This is a genomic window from Mesorhizobium sp. URHB0026, assembly GCF_054059755.1.
The window spans coordinates 4,555,408-4,571,573 of the sequence record NZ_JBSSCN010000001.1 but is presented as its reverse complement, the minus strand read 5'-3'; the positions used below and the strand labels follow the sequence as shown (position 1 = coordinate 4,571,573).

General features: G+C 62.1%; 14 protein-coding genes. 9 read left to right on the top strand and 5 right to left on the bottom strand.

Going from position 1 to position 16,166, the window contains the following annotated elements; translation table 11 throughout:
- The first annotated feature begins 29 nt into the window (after positions 1-29).
- On the top strand, positions 30-3,527 hold the full coding sequence (gene mfd, locus ACVWWD_RS22520) for a transcription-repair coupling factor (RefSeq protein WP_457103387.1): 3,498 nt from the start codon (positions 30-32) through the stop codon (positions 3,525-3,527).
- A gap of 157 nt (positions 3,528-3,684) precedes the next feature.
- A complete protein-coding gene (locus tag ACVWWD_RS22515) occupies positions 3,685-5,058 on the top strand; it encodes a class II 3-deoxy-7-phosphoheptulonate synthase (protein WP_015317645.1) in 1,374 nt (457 codons plus the stop codon).
- 114 nt (positions 5,059-5,172) lie between these two features.
- Here the strand turns inward: ACVWWD_RS22515 and ACVWWD_RS22510 are convergent, their stop codons facing one another.
- Positions 5,173-6,243, bottom strand: a complete 1,071-nt coding sequence (locus tag ACVWWD_RS22510; RefSeq protein ID WP_352549843.1) for a GGDEF domain-containing protein — start codon at positions 6,241-6,243, stop codon at positions 5,173-5,175.
- A 412-nt stretch (positions 6,244-6,655) separates the two neighbouring features.
- On the opposite strand from ACVWWD_RS22510, the gene ACVWWD_RS22505 reads away from it, so the two are divergent.
- The 3 genes from ACVWWD_RS22505 (at position 6,656) to ACVWWD_RS22495 (ending at position 8,138) form a co-directional block, all read left to right on the top strand.
- Entirely contained in the window at positions 6,656-7,072 is a 417-nt protein-coding gene (locus ACVWWD_RS22505; RefSeq protein ID WP_352549845.1) for a GFA family protein, read from the top strand.
- Positions 7,073-7,150: 78 nt separating this feature from the next.
- Complete coding sequence (locus ACVWWD_RS22500; protein WP_015317648.1) at positions 7,151-7,510, top strand: diacylglycerol kinase; 360 nt, start codon at positions 7,151-7,153, stop codon at positions 7,508-7,510.
- A 40-nt stretch (positions 7,511-7,550) separates the two neighbouring features.
- The gene (locus ACVWWD_RS22495; protein WP_352549847.1) at positions 7,551-8,138 is read left to right on the top strand and encodes a hemerythrin domain-containing protein; all 588 of its coding nucleotides are present in this window, start codon (positions 7,551-7,553) and stop codon (positions 8,136-8,138) included.
- A 3-nt stretch (positions 8,139-8,141) separates the two neighbouring features.
- Here ACVWWD_RS22495 and ACVWWD_RS22490 read toward each other — a convergent pair whose 3' ends face one another.
- Together ACVWWD_RS22490 and ACVWWD_RS22485 are read right to left on the bottom strand one after the other, a co-directional pair.
- Positions 8,142-8,729 (bottom strand): DedA family protein, encoded by a 588-nt coding sequence (locus ACVWWD_RS22490; protein WP_352549849.1) that lies wholly within the window; start codon positions 8,727-8,729, stop codon positions 8,142-8,144.
- Positions 8,726-9,286, bottom strand: a complete 561-nt coding sequence (locus ACVWWD_RS22485; RefSeq protein WP_023791379.1) for a DUF1003 domain-containing protein — start codon at positions 9,284-9,286, stop codon at positions 8,726-8,728. Before ACVWWD_RS22485 ends, ACVWWD_RS22490 begins: the two co-directional genes overlap by 4 nt.
- Positions 9,287-9,374: 88 nt before the next feature.
- On the opposite strand from ACVWWD_RS22485, the gene ACVWWD_RS22480 reads away from it, so the two are divergent.
- Together ACVWWD_RS22480 and ACVWWD_RS22475 are read left to right on the top strand one after the other, a co-directional pair.
- Positions 9,375-10,091, top strand: a complete 717-nt coding sequence (locus ACVWWD_RS22480; protein ID WP_352549851.1) for a DNA-3-methyladenine glycosylase I — start codon at positions 9,375-9,377, stop codon at positions 10,089-10,091.
- 62 nt (positions 10,092-10,153) lie between these two features.
- Complete coding sequence (locus tag ACVWWD_RS22475) at positions 10,154-11,830, top strand: NAD+ synthase (protein ID WP_352549853.1); 1,677 nt, start codon at positions 10,154-10,156, stop codon at positions 11,828-11,830.
- Positions 11,831-11,859: 29 nt separating this feature from the next.
- Here ACVWWD_RS22475 and ACVWWD_RS22470 read toward each other — a convergent pair whose 3' ends face one another.
- Positions 11,860-12,390 (bottom strand): dihydrofolate reductase family protein, encoded by a 531-nt coding sequence (locus tag ACVWWD_RS22470; RefSeq protein WP_023770086.1) that lies wholly within the window; start codon positions 12,388-12,390, stop codon positions 11,860-11,862.
- Between the two features lie 465 nt (positions 12,391-12,855).
- Between ACVWWD_RS22470 and ACVWWD_RS22465 the strand changes: the two genes are divergently transcribed.
- On the top strand, positions 12,856-14,661 hold the full coding sequence (locus ACVWWD_RS22465; protein ID WP_352549855.1) for an ABC transporter ATP-binding protein: 1,806 nt from the start codon (positions 12,856-12,858) through the stop codon (positions 14,659-14,661).
- A gap of 123 nt (positions 14,662-14,784) precedes the next feature.
- Here the strand turns inward: ACVWWD_RS22465 and ACVWWD_RS22460 are convergent, their stop codons facing one another.
- Positions 14,785-15,414, bottom strand: coding sequence for a hypothetical protein (locus ACVWWD_RS22460; protein ID WP_352549857.1), 630 nt, complete (start codon positions 15,412-15,414; stop codon positions 14,785-14,787).
- Positions 15,415-15,743: 329 nt separating this feature from the next.
- On the opposite strand from ACVWWD_RS22460, the gene ACVWWD_RS22455 reads away from it, so the two are divergent.
- Positions 15,744-16,037, top strand: a complete 294-nt coding sequence (locus tag ACVWWD_RS22455; RefSeq protein WP_352549859.1) for a hypothetical protein — start codon at positions 15,744-15,746, stop codon at positions 16,035-16,037.
- Positions 16,038-16,166 lie beyond the last annotated feature (129 nt).

The following is a 16,166-nucleotide window of genomic DNA, read 5'->3' as shown; positions in this document are numbered from 1 at the left end:
GGAATTGCGACAAACAAGACCGTGATTTAATGGCTCTCATTCCCACCATTGGCTTGCCGAAGGGCCGCGCCGGCCAGTTCATCGTCGACGGTGTCGCGGACGGCTACGAGGCTTTCGCGCTGGTGCAGACGGCGCTCGAGATCGCACCCGACAAGCCGGTGCTGTTCGTGGCCCGCGACGGCCAGCGCCTGCCTTCCATCATCGAGGCGCTGTCGTTCGTCGCGCCGGGCCTGCCTGTGCTGGAACTGCCTGCCTGGGACTGCCTGCCATACGACCGTGTTTCGCCCGGTTCGGATGCCGCCGCCAAGCGCCTCGATGCGCTGACCGCCATGATCGCACTGGCGAAGAAGCCGCACCGTGCCGTCATTCTCACCACCGCCAATGCGCTGCTGCAGCGCATTCCGCCCGCGGAGCTTGTCGAGGCCCAAACCTTCCACGCCCGGCCCGGCAACCAGATCGACATGAATGCGTTGATCGCGCGGCTGGAGACGTCGGGATTCGAGCGGGTGCCGACCGTGCGCGGCATCGGCGAATTCGCGGTGCGCGGCGGCATTCTCGACCTCTTTGCGCCCGGCTGGAGCGAGGCGCTGAGGCTTGATTTCTTCGGCGACACGCTGGAATCGATCCGCGTCTTCGATGCCGCCACGCAGCGCACCACCGGCCAGCGCAAGTCGATGGCGCTTCAGGCGATGAGCGAGGTGGCGCTGACGCCCGAAACCATCAGCCGCTTCCGCCGCTCTTATATCGAGGCTTTCGGCGCACCCCAGCGTGACGACGGACTCTATGCGGCGGTCAGCGAAGGCCGGCGCTTCGCGGGCATGGAGCATTGGCTGCCGTTCTTCTACGAGCGGCTGGAGACGGTGTTCGACTACCTGCCCGACGCACCCGTGGTTTTCGACCATCTGGCACATGAGGCACTGGCCGAGCGCCATACGCTGATCCTCGATCACTACGAGGCGCGAAAAAAGCAGGCTGACGCGGCGCTCAAGGATGCGGTTCCCTACAAGCCGGTGGCGCCGGATCTGCTCTATCTCTCGCCGGAGAATCTGAAGGCTTCGCTTGGCGAGCGCGAAGACATCGACTTTACCGTGTTCGACGCGCCGGACCTGGGAAGCAAGAAGGTCTTCCACGCCGGCTCGCGCCATGGCCGCAGCTTCGTCGAGGAGCGAGCCGATCCGAACGTCAATGTCTTCGATGTCGTCGTCCGGCACATAGCCGACGAGCGCGCGGCGCGCCGCCGCGTCGTTATAGCCGGCTGGACCGAAGGCTCGCTCGACCGGCTTGGCCAGATCCTGGCTGAGCACCGTCTCGGCAATCTCAAGCAGGTCAAGACGCTGGCAGAGGCCGAACAGCTCGAGCCCGGACAGGCCGCATTGGCGGTTTTGCCACTGGAATCCGGCTTCGAGACTGAAAAGCTGGTTGTCGTCGCCGAACAGGACATTCTGGGTGACCGGCTGATCCGGCGTTCGAAGCGCAAGAAGCGCGCGTCCGACTTCATTGCCGAAGCCTCGGCCTTGTCGGCCGGCGATATTGTCGTCCATGCCGACCATGGCATTGGCCGTTTCATCGGCCTGCGCACCATCGAAGCGGTCGGCGCGCCGCATGACTGCCTGGAAATCCACTATGCCGGCGACGACCGGCTATTCCTACCGGTGGAGAACATCGAGCTGTTGTCGCGCTACGGCTCCGACACGGCCGAAGCGACGCTCGATAAGCTCGGTGGCGGCGCCTGGCAGTCGCGCAAGGCGAAGCTGAAGCGGCGCCTGCTCGACATGGCCGGACAACTGATCCGCATCGCCGCCGAGCGGCAGATGAGGGCGGCACCGGCCCTGGTGCCGGCCGAAGGCCTCTATGACGAGTTCGCCGCCCGGTTCCCTTACGAGGAAACCGACGACCAGCAGACGGCCATCGACTCGGTACGTGACGATCTCGGCGCGGGTAGGCCGATGGACCGGCTGATCTGCGGCGATGTCGGCTTCGGCAAGACCGAAGTGGCGCTGCGCGCCGCCTTTATCGCGGCGATGGAAGGGTTTCAGGTCGCGGTGGTGGTGCCGACGACATTGTTGTCGCGTCAGCATTTCAAGACATTCTCGCAGCGCTTTTCCGGACTGCCGATACGTGTCGCACAAGCGTCGCGGCTGGTGGGCTCAAAGGAGTTAGCCGAGACCAAGAAGGGCATTGCCGAAGGGCAGGTCGATATCGTTATCGGCACCCATGCGCTGCTGGGCTCCGCAATTTCGTTCAAGAATCTCGGCCTGCTGATCATCGACGAGGAGCAGCATTTTGGCGTCAAGCATAAGGAACGGCTGAAGGACCTGAAGACCGACGTCCATGTTTTGACGTTGTCGGCGACGCCGATCCCGCGCACGCTGCAACTGGCGCTGACGGGCGTGCGCGAGCTGTCGCTGATTGCCACGCCACCGGTCGACCGCATGGCGGTGCGCACCTTCATCTCGCCCTTCGACCCATTGGTCATTCGCGAGACGTTGTTGCGCGAGCGCTACCGGGGCGGCCATTCCTTCTATGTCGTTCCGCGTATCAGCGATCTGGCGGAAATTCATGATTTCCTGAAGGAAGCAGTTCCTGAGCTGAAGGTAGCGGTGGCGCATGGCCAGATGCCACCGGGCGAACTCGACGACATCATGAATGCCTTCTATGACGGCCAGTACGATGTGCTTTTGTCGACCACCATCGTCGAATCCGGGCTCGATATCCCAACCGCAAACACGCTGATCATCCATCGCGCCGACATGTTCGGCCTGTCGCAGCTCTACCAATTGCGCGGCCGCGTCGGACGCTCGAAGGTGCGCGCCTATGCGCTGTTCACACTGCCGGCCAACCGCAAGCTCACCGACACTGCCGAGCGCCGTCTGAAGGTACTGCAGTCGCTCGACACGCTCGGCGCCGGCTTCCAGCTCGCCAGCCATGACCTGGATATCAGGGGCGCCGGCAATCTGCTGGGGGAGGAACAGTCCGGGCACATCAAGGAGGTCGGTTTCGAGCTCTACCAGCAGATGCTGGAGGAAGCGGTCGCCGAGGTGAAGGATTCCGGCGAGGTGCAGGATGGCGGCTGGTCGCCGCAGATCGCCGTCGGCACGGCGGTGATGATCCCGGAAGGCTACGTGCCGGACCTGCAGCTCAGGCTGGCGCTTTACCGCCGCCTCGGCGATCTCGAAAACACCGAGGAGATCGACGCTTTCGGCGCCGAACTGATCGACCGTTTCGGCCCGTTGCCGGAGGAAGTGAAACATCTTCTCAAGATCGTCTTCATCAAGGCGCTGTGCCGCAAGGCCAATGTCGAGAAGCTCGATGCCGGGCCGAAGGGTATCGTCATCCATTTCCGCAAGCGCGAGTTCTCGAACCCGGTCGGGCTTGTCAAATACATCGGCGAACAGGGCGCGCTGGCCAAGATCAGGGCCGACCACAGCGTGGTCTTCATCCGCGACTGGCCGACGGCGGAGAAGCGTCTGGCGGGCTCGGCTGTGGTCATGACGCAACTGGCGCGACTGGTGGAGAAGACGGCCTGATCTCGCCTTTCGGGCCGTCCTGGGCGCGTCAGCCATTCGCCAGCACCGCAATTCCGGTCTAGAATAGGAAATCGGCTTCGTGTATGGAGCCGCCACCCCAGTTGGGGCGAGAAATGGCGGGCGAGGGTGTCCGCCGGAAAGAGCGTTGGGTGCAGCGATGACGAAATGGTCGCCGAATTCGTGGAGAGCAAAGCCGATCAAGCAAGTTCCCGCCTATCCGGACCTTGCCGCGCTGAAGAACACGGAAGCCCAACTCGCCACCTTCCCGCCGTTGGTCTTTGCCGGCGAGGCGCGCAAGCTGAAGAAGCAGTTGGCGGCGGTTGCCGCCGGCGAAGCCTTCCTGCTCCAGGGTGGTGATTGCGCGGAGAGTTTTGCCGAGCATGGCGCCGACAACATCCGCGACTTCTTCCGGGTCTTCCTGCAGATGTCCGTGGTGCTGACCTTCGCCGGTGCGCAGCCGGTGGTGAAGGTCGGCCGCGTTGCCGGCCAGTTCGCCAAGCCGCGCTCGTCCGACAACGAGACCAAGGGCGAAGTGACGCTGCCGAGCTATCGCGGCGACATCATCAACGGCATCGAGTTCGACCAGAAGTCGCGCATTCCCGATCCCGCCCGCCAGGAAATGGCCTACCGCCAGTCGGCGGCCACCCTCAACCTTCTGCGTGCCTTCGCACAGGGCGGTTATGCCAGCCTGGAGAATGTGCATCGCTGGATGCTCGGCTTCGTCTCCGACAGCCCGCAGGGCGAGAAATACGAGTCGCTTGCCAATCGCATCACCGAGACGATGGATTTCATGCGCGCGGTCGGCATTACGTCCGAAACCAATTTCGCGCTGCGCGAAACCGACTTCTACACCAGCCACGAGGCCCTGCTGCTCGGCTACGAGGAGGCGCTGACCCGTGTCGATTCGACCTCGGGCGACTGGTACGCCACGTCGGGTCACATGATCTGGATCGGCGATCGCACGCGTCAACCCGACCACGCCCATGTCGAATATTGCCGCGGCATCAAGAACCCGCTTGGCCTGAAATGCGGTCCGTCGCTGACGCCGGACGGCCTCCTGGAACTGATCGACCTGCTGAACCCCGAGAACGAGCCGGGGCGGCTGACGCTGATCGCCCGCTTCGGTTCGGACAAGGTTGCCGACCATCTGCCGAAGCTGGTGCGTGCTGTGCAGAAGGAAGGCCGCAGCGTCGTCTGGTCCTCGGATCCGATGCATGGCAACACGATCGAGGCCGCCGGCTACAAGACACGGCCCTTCGACCGCATTCTGAAAGAAGTTCAGACCTTCTTCGAGGTGCATCGCGCCGAAGGCACGCATCCCGGCGGCATCCATGTCGAGATGACCGGCAAGAACGTCACCGAATGCACCGGTGGCGCCCGTGCCATCACCGCCGAGGAGTTGCAGGACCGCTACCACACCCATTGCGATCCGCGCCTCAATGCCGACCAGGCGATCGAACTGGCCTTCCTGGTCTCGGACCTGTTGAAGAAGAGCCATCCGGTGCAGCACAAGCAGGTCGCGAACGGCTGATCTCAGCCAATTGGAACCGATAAGGAAAAGGCGCCTGGGAAACCGGCGCCTTTTTTATTTCAACTTTCGGTTGTGCTTCCGACCGTGTCGGCGCAATCGGGAAAAGCGAAAGCCTCAGTCTTTCTTGTAGAGCAGCCAGCTTTTGCCGGCGCGCCCTGCCATGCCTGAATGCCTGGTGACGCGGTTGCGCCCGCTGACCTTGGAGCGGTAGAGCGCCCGATCCGCCTTGGTGTAGAGGTCTTCGGGGCCTTCGGCCTCTGATGCCATGCAGATGCCCATCGATACCGTCACGGTGCCGTAATTCATGCCGGTCTGGCTGCTGGTGAACGGCGTCTGCTCGACCAGGGCGCGAATGCGTTCCACGATCTCGTAGGTTGCGTCCTCGCTGGCGCCCTCGATGATCAGCGCGAACTCCTCGCCGCCGGTTCGGGCGACGAACATGTCGCCGCGAATGCTGGTCTGGAAAATGTCGGCGATGATCTGGATGATCTTGTCGCCGACAGGATGGCCATAGCGGTCATTGATGTCCTTGAACCGGTCGATGTCGACGAGGACAAGGGCATTGAACAGAATACCCTTGTTGCTGTTGTAGATCCTGGCGATTTCCTTGTCGAAAGCGCGACGATTCCAGATCTGGGTCAACGGATCCGTATCGGCCAGCCGCTTATATTCCTCGAGCTTCGACTTGACGCTCTCAAGCTCGGCCGTCTTGTCGCTAAGCGTCGCGGCGACCTGCCGACCGTGATCGATCGTCGAATTGGTTGCGATCGTCATTGCGTTGGCGATCTTTTGCAGAAGATCCTGGGAGAGAAGGCTGCGGTTGCTCAGGCCACTGGATGTCTCACCGAGAATCCGGCCGTATTTTTCGATATGGCTGCGCTCGCTGCGCAGGAGCGAGGCGACTTCCTCGAGTTCCCGGGCGATGACGTCCCTGGCGTGTTCGACGATGCCGGGACCATGGTTGTGGGCGAAGAAGGTGCGCCCGATCTGATCCAGCTCATCCTGAGTCGGCCGACTGCTCAGCGACAAAACGGCAAGACCGAGCTCGCGGTTGGTGCCGCTCAAGGCCTCATAGAAAATCTCATAGTTGCGCGGCAGGCCGAGCACGCCAAGCTGATGCATGGTCGCAACAACGGTGCTTGCAATGTTGGTGCTTCGTTCGGTCGGGGCTGCTGCCGGCTGCATGTCTGATTCACTCTTCCCCTTGGGTCCCGACGTGAAATTCGCGGGTCCATTGATCGCCGACCTGGGGAGCGCACCCGATGCTCCAGAACATCTTGCGAAGAGGTGCGTCCCCACCCGCGCCCTTCGCTTTGAGAGATCATAGTTGCGACAGCGCTAAAGTTTCCTTAATTCACCCGATTTCCCAGGTTCTTCCCTAGCTGGAGCTGTGAGCGCGTGAATTTTTGCGCCGCCATCGTGGGAAAACACCTCTGTTTGGTGTTTTTGAATTCGGAACCCTGCGGCGTGCTGCTGGCAACGAAACTAAATTTCGAATTCGTCACACCAATCGATGTCGCATTTGCTTGCGCGTATCCACCGCAAAGCTGGAATCTTGACAAGGATGCTAGGCAAGATGTCTTCGAGGAGTGCCGAAATGAGCGACAGTCACCAGGGATCATGCCTGTGCGGCGCGGTTCGCTTCCGGACAAGTGGGGCACTGCGTGACGTTGTCTACTGTCATTGTTCGCAATGCCGCAAACAGAGCGGGCATTTCTATGCCGCGACCAATGTTGCCGACGTCGACATCGCGATCGAAGGCACGGAAAGCATCACCTGGTATGAAGCATCGGGCTTCGCCAGGCGCGGCTTTTGCAAGACATGCGGGTCGCTGCTGTTCTGGAAGGCAATGAATCAAGACTATATCTCGGTCATGGCCGGATCATTCGACAAGCCGACAGCGCTCAAGGGCGAATGTCATATCTTCGTCGGCGACAAGGGCGACTATTATTCGATCGACGATGGGCTGCCGCAGTTTGAAAAGTCGACACCGGCCATACCGGTCGCCGAATGAAATTTGGACGATCCGCCTTATTCCATTGATCGGGGCATTGCTTTATCCCGGGCCGGTGATTCCGAGAGGGGCCTGGGCATGCAGCGGCTGATCGATGCATTTATCAATTCGGTGCGGGCATTTCGCAAGCTTGCGGTTAGCGAGAAGGCTTTCCAGCAGGAACTGATGCTGCTGGTGCTGGCTTTGCCCGCTGGCTGGTTCGTTTCAGTGTCGTGGCGCGGTTATGCGCTACTGATCGGCGCGGTGCTCCTCTTGATCATGGTCGAAGTGCTGAACACCGGCATCGAGGCGGCGTGCGATGCAATTTCTCGTGAATTCCATATCGACATCCAGCTCGCCAAGGATTGCGGCTCGCTGGCGGTGCTGATTTCAGTCGTGATTGCCGGCGGCGTCTGGGGCATCGCTCTCATCGAGCGGATTACGGGGGTGCCGATCTGAGACTTTGATCCCTATATGACAGTCACCAAAGGAGACCGTCATGGCAGAGGTCACGAATTCCTCGCTTCTCGAACGCCTGGGCCTGCCGGAAGACCTGCGCTGGCTGGCCGAAAAGTATCCGCGAGAGAACTGGCAGGCTCACGCCAACATTCACGGCATGGCCAATATGTGGCTGCAGCGGCATGACATGTTTCGCGAACTCGGCGGCATGCTCACCGGCGGCATTGGCAACTATCGCGAAGGCAGACTGACGGCTCCCGATTTCGCGCGCTGGTTCGCGCCGCGCCTCAACCATTTTCTCGGGCATCTCGACGGCCACCACAATGTCGAGGATTACCAGTATTTCCCGGCCTTCACCAAGGCGGAGCCCCGTCTGAAGCGCGGTTTCGAGATTCTCGATGCCGACCACCACACCATCCATGAAGGATTGGAGCGCAACGCCGAGGCGGCGAACGCCTTCATCCGTACACTTCAGGAGAGTGAGGATAAGCAGCGCTTCGCCGCCAATACCTATGCCGACGAAAACAACCGGCTGATCGCGATGCTGACCCGGCATCTGGCCGATGAGGAGGACCTGATCATCCCGCTCATCCTCGATCGGGGTGACCAGGCGCTCGGCATCGACTGACGGTCAAAACTCCTTGTCGCGCTCCCGCTTGGCGATGTTGCGGGCGACAAACCAAGCAAGCACGGCCACGGCAAGGCCGATGCCGAGCCCGACGAACAGCCGCTCGTGCTTCATCAGCGCCTGGCCAATCAACTGTTCGGCTCCCAATCCGAAGACATAGCCGATCGTGCTGAACAGGACCGCCCAGATGACCGAGGAAATGGCGTTGAGGATGACGAAGCGCGGCGCCGCTATGGTTGAAAGGCCGGCCGCGATGCCGCCGACCAGGCGCATGCCGTAGACATAGCGGTTCGACAGCACGAAGATGTTGGGATGGGTGTTGAGCAGGCGGTAGGCGCGGCGAAAGCCGGGCCGCCGGCGAAGCCTGACGACATGGCGATTATCAGCGAAACTCCTGCCGAGGATGAAGAAAAAGGTGTCGCCAGCGAAGGCGCCCAGCGCTGCCGCGACAAAGGCGTGCCACAGCACGAAAACATGCTGGTGGGCGAAGAAGCCTCCCAGGATCGCGGCACTTTCGCCTTCGGCCACGCAGCCGAGAAAAACCGCCAGCAACCCGTATTGCTCGATGAAATGGTGGATCGCCTCGCTCATGACGCCGACTGCTGTGACAGCCTTTCGTCGATCCGCTTGACCACTTCCGCCAGCCGCCCGATTTCGTCACGCATGCCGATGATCTGGCTGTGGCGCAGCTCGTCCAGCTTCTCATGCAGCGCCATGATCTCGATTTCGGCCTTCAGATTGACCTCATAGTCGTGGGCGGCATCGATGCGGTCGCGTTCGGTCTGGCGGTTCTGCGCCATCATGATCACCGGCGCCTGCAAGGCGGCGACCATCGACAGGACGAGGTTGAGGAAGATGAAGGGATAGGGGTCGAATGCATCGCGCGACAACAGCCAGACATTGCCTGATGTCCATACGATCAGGAAGGCGATGAAGGTCAGGATGAACGACCAGGAGCCGCCGACGCGGGCGATCGTATCGGCAAGACGGTCGCCAAAGGTCTGGTGGAAAGCGACGGCCTTGTTGGTGTCCCTGGTGATGGTGGTACGTTCGATGGTGCTTTGCAGCACCCGGCTTTCCAACTGGCTCAGCCCATCCGGCTTTCGCTTCAGCCAACGGTTCGCCAGATCGTCGATCGTCTTGTTCATGGCCGTCTCCAAGCGCTTTGCCGCGCTAGAGGTAGAGGCTGCCGGCCCGGGCGGGAAGTGCTAGATTGAGGCGAACCGAGGGGGACCGATGGCCGACTTCAAGAAAATTCGCGCTCGTGCGGCAAATCGCAAGGGTGGTGAGGCGGAACTGATCTCGCTGTTGGGTCCGATACCCGACAACGCGGCGGTGGCCGACGTCACCGACGACCGTATCCTCTCGACCATGGCCGAACGCGTCTTTGCCGCCGGTTTCGTCTGGCGCGTCATCGAGCAGAAATGGCCCGGTTTCGAGGAAGCGTTCCTGCGCTTCGAGCCGAAGCGGCTTTTGTTCCAGCCCGAGGATTTCTGGCACGACCTGGCTTCCGACCAGCGCATCGTGCGCAATCCGCAGAAGATCAGGTCCGTTCGCGACAACGCCGCCTTCGTCGAGCGCGTGTCCCGGGAACATGGCGGCTTCGGCAATTTTCTCGCCGAATGGCCCGCCGATGACCAGGTCGGGCTGATGACCTATCTCGGCAAGCATGGCAGCCGGCTCGGCGGCAACACCGGCCAGTATTTTTTGCGCTGGCTGGGCTGGGATGCTTTTGTCATTTCCGCCGACATGGCGGCAGCCCTTCGCGATTCGGGTCTCGACATCGCGGACAACCCGACATCGAAGAAGGACCTCGACAAGATCCAGGTCCAGATCAACCGCTGGGCCGGCGAGACAGGCCTGCCGCGCCGGCATCTCTCGCGCATCCTGGCGATGTCGATCGGCGAAAACCACTCTCCGCAATCGCTGCGCGAGTATATGGGCGACGGTTGACGGCTGAATTGGTCCAAACGAACGCCATTGCGAGGTGAATTCCGCCGCGCTAAGTCAGCAGCATGACCAAGAAGCTTGACATACTGCGTATCGCCATCGCCCAGCTCAACCCGACTGTCGGCGATGTCGCCGGCAACCTCGCCAAGGCGCGCGAGGCGAGGGCGGATGCCGCCCGCCAAGGCGCCGACCTTGTGCTCTTCACCGAGCTTTTCCTCGCCGGCTATCCGCCGGAGGATCTGGTGCTCAAGCCGGCCTTCCTCAAGGCATGCGAGCGGGCAGCGCAGGATTTTGCCGCGGATACCGCCGATGGCGGTCCGGGCGTCATCATCGGTACGCCGCTGAAGCGCAAGAGCGGCACGCATAATTCCATCGTCTTCGCCGATGGCGGCAAGATCATCGCCGAACGCTACAAGCTCGATCTGCCCAACTACGGTGAATTCGACGAGAAGCGCGTCTTCCAGGCCGGGCCCGAGATCCAGGGACCGGTCAACTTCCGCGGCGTGCGCATCGGCATACCGATCTGCGAGGACATCTGGGGCGACGTCGCGGTCTGCGAGACGCTGGCCGAAAGCGGGGCGGAAATCCTGCTGGTGCCGAACGGCTCGCCCTATTATCGCGCCAAGATCGACGTTCGCCACCAGGTCGTGATCAAGCAAGTCATCGAATGTGGCCTGCCGATCATCTATGCCAACCAGCTCGGCGGCCAGGACGAGCTGATCTTCGACGGCGCCTCCTTCGCTATCGGGGCGGACAAGACGCTCGCCTTCCAGATGAGTCAGTTCGAGGACGCGGTCGACGTCACCACCTGGAAACGTACCGATGACGACTGGGTCTGTTCGGAAGGACCGATGTCGAAAATCCCGGACAAGGAGGAGGCCGACTACCGCGCCTGCATGCTTGGCCTGCGCGATTACGTCAACAAGAACGGCTTCAAGAATGTGGTGCTTGGCCTTTCCGGCGGCATCGATTCCGCGATCTGTGCCGCATTGGCCGTCGATGCGCTGGGCGAGGAACGGCTGCGTGCCGTCATGATGCCTTATCGCTACACTTCGAAGGATTCCCTCAAGGACGCCGAGGACTGCGCCCGCGCCCTCGGCTGCCGCTATGACATCGTCCCGATCTTCGAGCCCGTCGAAGGCTTTTTGCATGCGCTGACGCAATTGTTCGAAGGCACCAAGGAAGGCATCACCGAGGAGAATTTGCAGAGCCGCGCGCGCGGCACCATCCTGATGGCGATCTCAAACAAATTCGGCTCGATGGTCGTCACCACGGGCAACAAGAGCGAGATGTCGGTCGGCTACGCCACCCTCTACGGCGACATGAATGGCGGCTTCAATCCGATCAAGGACCTTTACAAGATGCAGGTCTACGCGCTCTCGCGCTGGCGCAACAGCCATGTGCCGCCGGGTGCGCTCGGGCCTTCAGGCGAGGTGATCCCCAAGAGCATCATCGACAAGGCGCCATCGGCCGAATTGCGCGAGAACCAGACCGACCAGGATTCGCTGCCGCCTTATCCGGTGCTGGACGACATCCTCGAATGCCTGGTCGAGAACGAGATGGGCGTCGACGACATCGTCTCGCGCGGCCATGACCGGGCGACGGTGGCGCGCATCGAACATCTGCTCTACATCGCCGAGTACAAGCGCCGGCAGGCGGCACCGGGCGTGAAGATCACCAGGAAGAATTTCGGCCGCGACCGCCGCTATCCCATCACCAACCGATTCCGGGATCGCGGCTAGTGGATCGATGCCGGATGTGCATCGGCGGATCAGGCAGGAACGTAGGTCAACCTGATCACGTCATCGTCAATCCGATCGCTGGCCACAAAGCGCAGTGGTGGCCGAGGGCCGGCGAAGAATGGTTTGCCGTGTCCAAGCACGACCGGGTGCAAGTAGAGTTGATATTCGTCGATCAGACCGAGGTCGGTTGCGCTTCGTGCGAGGTTGGGTCCAGACAGCGAAATCTCCCCAGCGAGACCAGCCTTCAGCCCACGTATCACCGCCTCGATGTCATCCCGGACAAGTGTGGCGTTGGGGCCGACTGACTTCAGCGAGCGCGACACGACCCATTTCGGTTGGCTCCTCCACGCCGCCGCGAATTCGTGCCCTTCCGCGCTCCACTCGGGACGGTCTTCGTCCCAATAACGCATGACCTCGTACATGCCGCGACCGTATACACTGCCGGCAAGGTCGCGCACTTGGTCTATCCAGTGACGAAAGATAGTGGGGCGTGAGGGCATTGCCAGGTGGTCGACGTAACCATCGAGGGATTGGTTCATTCTGAAAATGAGCTTCGCCATGCTGCTAGATCTCCTACCGCGGTCTTCAGGATAGTCGGGGTCACCGTTACGCAGAAGCGAGATCGGGGCAAACCGTGCGCCGGCGAGCAAGCGTCCACCAGCCGTTGTTGCAAAATAACCTCAGTGACTGAACCAGATACGCTTTGGGGACGGGCTGGTCTTGGCGATGCGTCGGGCTGTCACTATAAGGACCGTTCCGCGATTCATTTGCGGGAGGTCCGAATGGCAGTATTTCAAATGGTAATGCGAGGCCGCGAAGCTTAGGTCTCATCCGGTGTTCCGCGAGGGTCTGTCTCTCGTGCCGAAGCCGGATCGAGTTCAAGCTTATGCCGATGCCGGTCGCCGCCCTCCCGAGGGGCTCGACACCAATATGCCACTCCGCATCCCGGGCATCACCTGCCCTATCGCGGCTTTTCAATTTTCGACCTTACTGGGATCGGGCTCGTTTTGCGCCCGAATGACATCATGGCTCGTTTCAAGATCGATTTGCGCGCGAGCGCCTTTCGCAGCGTTCTTGGCTTCACACTTACCCTTTGGCGGCGTCAGCCTTGGCGGCTCTCGCTCATCATGGGCGGCTTCCTGCTGTCGACGCTGGCCGACGTGCTGACGCCGCTCTATTCCGGTCGGCTGGTCGATGCTGTCGCGAGCAGCGCCGGAGCGGATGCCATTGCCTGGAACGCCGCGATGACGGCATTTGCCTTTTTGATGGCGCTGGCGCTGACCGGCGTCGTGTTGCGCAATCTTGCCTTCATGGGCATCGTTGAGCTGACACTCAAGATGATGGCCGACATCGCGGCCGACGCCTTCCATCGCGTTCAGCGCTTTTCGACCGACTGGCATGCCAACTCGTTTGCCGGCTCGACGGTGCGCAAGGTGACGCGCGGCATGTGGGCGCTCGACCTGCTCAACGACACGATCCTGATCGCGCTGCTGCCGTCGGTGGTCATGCTCGCCGGCTCGACGCTGCTCCTCGGCTGGTTCTGGCCGCTGATGGGCGCGGTCGTGGCGGCCGGCTCCCTGCTGTTCATCACGGTGACGGCCATGTTGTCGCTTGGCTATGTCGCGCCCGCGGCAAGGCTTGCGAACACCTGGGACACGCGCCTCGGCGGCTCGCTGGCCGACGCAGTCAGCTGCAATGCCGTGGTCAAGGGCTTTGGCGCCGAGGCGCGCGAAGAGCGCCGCCTCGCCACGGTGGTCGCCAAATGGCGCGACCGCACGCGGCGCACCTGGGTGCGCGGCACCATCAACGGCACCACGCAAGGGGCGCTGCTGCTGGTCATGCGGGCCGCCGTGATCGGGCTGGCGCTGATGCTGTGGTCGTGGGGGCAGGCGAGCGCCGGCGATGTCGCTTTCGTGCTGACCTCGTTCTTCGTGCTGCAAGGCTATTTGCGCGATATCGGCACGCATATCCGCAATTTGCAGCGTTCGATCAACGACATGGAGGAACTGGTCGATTTCCAATCCGAACCGCTCGGCATCGAAGACACGCCCGGCGCCGAACCGATTGCGATCACGCAGGGCCACATCGCCTTCGACAACGTCACCTTTCACTACGGCAGTCACCGGTCGCCGCTCTACCGCGACTTTTCGGTGGATATCGCGCCGGGCGAACGTGTCGGGCTCGTTGGTCACTCGGGTTCGGGCAAGACAACGTTCGTCAAGCTCATCCAGCGGCTCTATGACGTGAATGCGGGAAAGATCGTGATCGATGGCCAGGATATCTCGCAGGTCGCCCAGGCGTCGCTGCGCGGCCAGATCGCCATCGTTCAGCAGGAACCAATCCTGTTCCACCGGTCGCTGGCCGAAAACATCGCGTATGCCAGGCCAAGCGCGACGCAGGGGGAGATCGAGCATGCCGCTAGGCTGGCGAGTGCGCACGACTTCATCACCAGCCTGCCAAAGGGCTATGGCACGCTGGTCGGCGAACGTGGCGTGAAACTGTCGGGCGGCGAGCGCCAGCGCGTGGCGATCGCCCGCGCTTTCCTGGCCGATGCGCGCATCCTGATCCTGGACGAGGCGACGTCGAGCCTCGATTCGGAATCGGAGGTGCTCATCCAGCAGGCGATGGAACGGCTGATGGTCGGCCGCACGACACTGGTCATCGCGCATCGGCTTTCGACGGTGCGGGCGCTCGACAGGCTGCTGGTCTTCGATCGCGGCAAGATCGTCGAGGAAGGGTCGCATGACGAGTTGATCCGGCTGAAGGGTGGCATCTACCGCCGCCTGTTCGAGCGCCAGGCGCTGGAACTTACCAAGGGCCTCGTGATGTGACCCAAGGTGGCCTCCTGCTCCTGTCGGGGGCCACCTCTATCGGTGCCATAAGCCGGCGAGCCATGTGGCGCTCGCAATCGCAGGGCGAAGCCAAAGTCCCCGAGTGCGTGACGTCTGTTTACGTTACCGGCCGAGATTCGTTGTTTCTACTTTTGGTTGCTGTATTCTGTAAAAGCAACCTTTTCGGTGTTTACGATGCATCTCGTTTCCGCAAATGCCGGCGCGCAAAAGGTGACCGCCCCGTCGGTGCTGGATTCCCAGCACGGCTCGGTTCGGCCACTCGCCGCCGAAGATCTCGAGCGCGTCGCGGCACTCTTCCTGACGAAGTTTCGCCGCGGCCGGCGTCACCTCCTCGATCGCGCTATCGAGGAGACGGCCGAATACATGAGAAAGATCTATCTTGACCCCGCCGGCCAACCCGGTGCGAGCAGCGCTCTTGTCCAGATCACCCGGCAGGGCGATCTGGGCGGGTTCCTCGGCGTCCTGAAAGCCCGTTACGAGTTTAACGGCGCTGGATTGAATGCGGCGATCATCGGTCCGTTCATGGCCGACACCGGCGCCGATGATGGCTCGGCAGGACCGCAATTGCTGCGCGCCTTGCACCAAGGCGAATTCGATCTGCAACTGACGGATTCGGCCAACCGGGTGTCCCTGGCCTTCGCGCGACCGATGAAATACCAGCTCCTGCCGGTCCATTGCCTGGGATGGACCTGCATCTTCCGGCCAGCCGCGATGGCCGCCGCCGCGCTGCACCGTAAATGGCCCGGCCTGCCTCGCTTGGCACTCGACCCGTGCGCGAGAGCACTCGACGCTGTCGCGAAGCGAAGGTTCGGGTCGCCTTTCCAGCCTTCATCGTCGCATCGGGTCCATGCCGAGCCGATCAATGCCGCGCAGTTCGCCGAGCGGCTGCGACCCTTCTCTCCGATTACGCTCTTCGGCCGAGTTGGAAGGACGGCGAACTGCCGCGGCTGCTCGCGCTGGCGGCCGAGAAGCAGGCCGACGGACCACTTCATTTCGGCGGGACTTACGATGAGACAGGCAAAATGCTCGGTTGCTATGCCTTTTACGGCCGAGTCGGAGACATGGCGGTCCTGCTGCAAATCCAGACTTCCGGACACCACTGGGGCGCGACGCTGGACGGCCTCGTCGCGGCAGCGCGGGATATGGGCTGCGCAGGCATCACCGGGCAGACCCAGGGCAAGTTCATGCCTCACCTCTTCGGCTACAGGAATGTCTTCTTCCGCTATGCCGGCGGGACGATGGTCCGCTCGCGAATCGCCGAGGTTGCGCAAGCGGTCCGCTCCGGCGACATCGCTATCGGCGGCTTAATGGGCGACCGCTGGACCCGCCTGAGTTCAGACGACTTCGGCCGCTGATCGTCGTCAACCACCCGTTCGTCGGCTCCGTCGGCTGCTTGCCCTCTCATGGGGGGCCTTGCGCCGCCTGCCGGCCCGGTCTTTTCATTCCAGCCGCCATGTTCTATGTCTTCGACACGGCGCGGGGGC

Coding starts and splice junctions, on each gene's coding strand:
- ACVWWD_RS22505 (WP_352549845.1), top strand. CDS start 6,656: ATGAGCGACAGTCACCAGGGATCATGCCTGTGCGGCGCGGTTCGCTTC.
- ACVWWD_RS22470 (WP_023770086.1), bottom strand. CDS start 12,390: ATGGCGAAGCTCATTTTCAGAATGAACCAATCCCTCGATGGTTACGTC.
- ACVWWD_RS22480 (WP_352549851.1), top strand. CDS start 9,375: ATGGCCGACTTCAAGAAAATTCGCGCTCGTGCGGCAAATCGCAAGGGT.
- ACVWWD_RS22495 (WP_352549847.1), top strand. CDS start 7,551: ATGGCAGAGGTCACGAATTCCTCGCTTCTCGAACGCCTGGGCCTGCCG.
- ACVWWD_RS22465 (WP_352549855.1), top strand. CDS start 12,856: ATGGCTCGTTTCAAGATCGATTTGCGCGCGAGCGCCTTTCGCAGCGTT.
- ACVWWD_RS22475 (WP_352549853.1), top strand. CDS start 10,154: ATGACCAAGAAGCTTGACATACTGCGTATCGCCATCGCCCAGCTCAAC.
- mfd (WP_457103387.1), top strand. CDS start 30: ATGGCTCTCATTCCCACCATTGGCTTGCCGAAGGGCCGCGCCGGCCAG.
- ACVWWD_RS22490 (WP_352549849.1), bottom strand. CDS start 8,729: ATGAGCGAGGCGATCCACCATTTCATCGAGCAATACGGGTTGCTGGCG.
- ACVWWD_RS22515 (WP_015317645.1), top strand. CDS start 3,685: ATGACGAAATGGTCGCCGAATTCGTGGAGAGCAAAGCCGATCAAGCAA.
- ACVWWD_RS22500 (WP_015317648.1), top strand. CDS start 7,151: ATGCAGCGGCTGATCGATGCATTTATCAATTCGGTGCGGGCATTTCGC.
- ACVWWD_RS22455 (WP_352549859.1), top strand. CDS start 15,744: ATGGCGGTCCTGCTGCAAATCCAGACTTCCGGACACCACTGGGGCGCG.
- ACVWWD_RS22510 (WP_352549843.1), bottom strand. CDS start 6,243: ATGCAGCCGGCAGCAGCCCCGACCGAACGAAGCACCAACATTGCAAGC.
- ACVWWD_RS22485 (WP_023791379.1), bottom strand. CDS start 9,286: ATGAACAAGACGATCGACGATCTGGCGAACCGTTGGCTGAAGCGAAAG.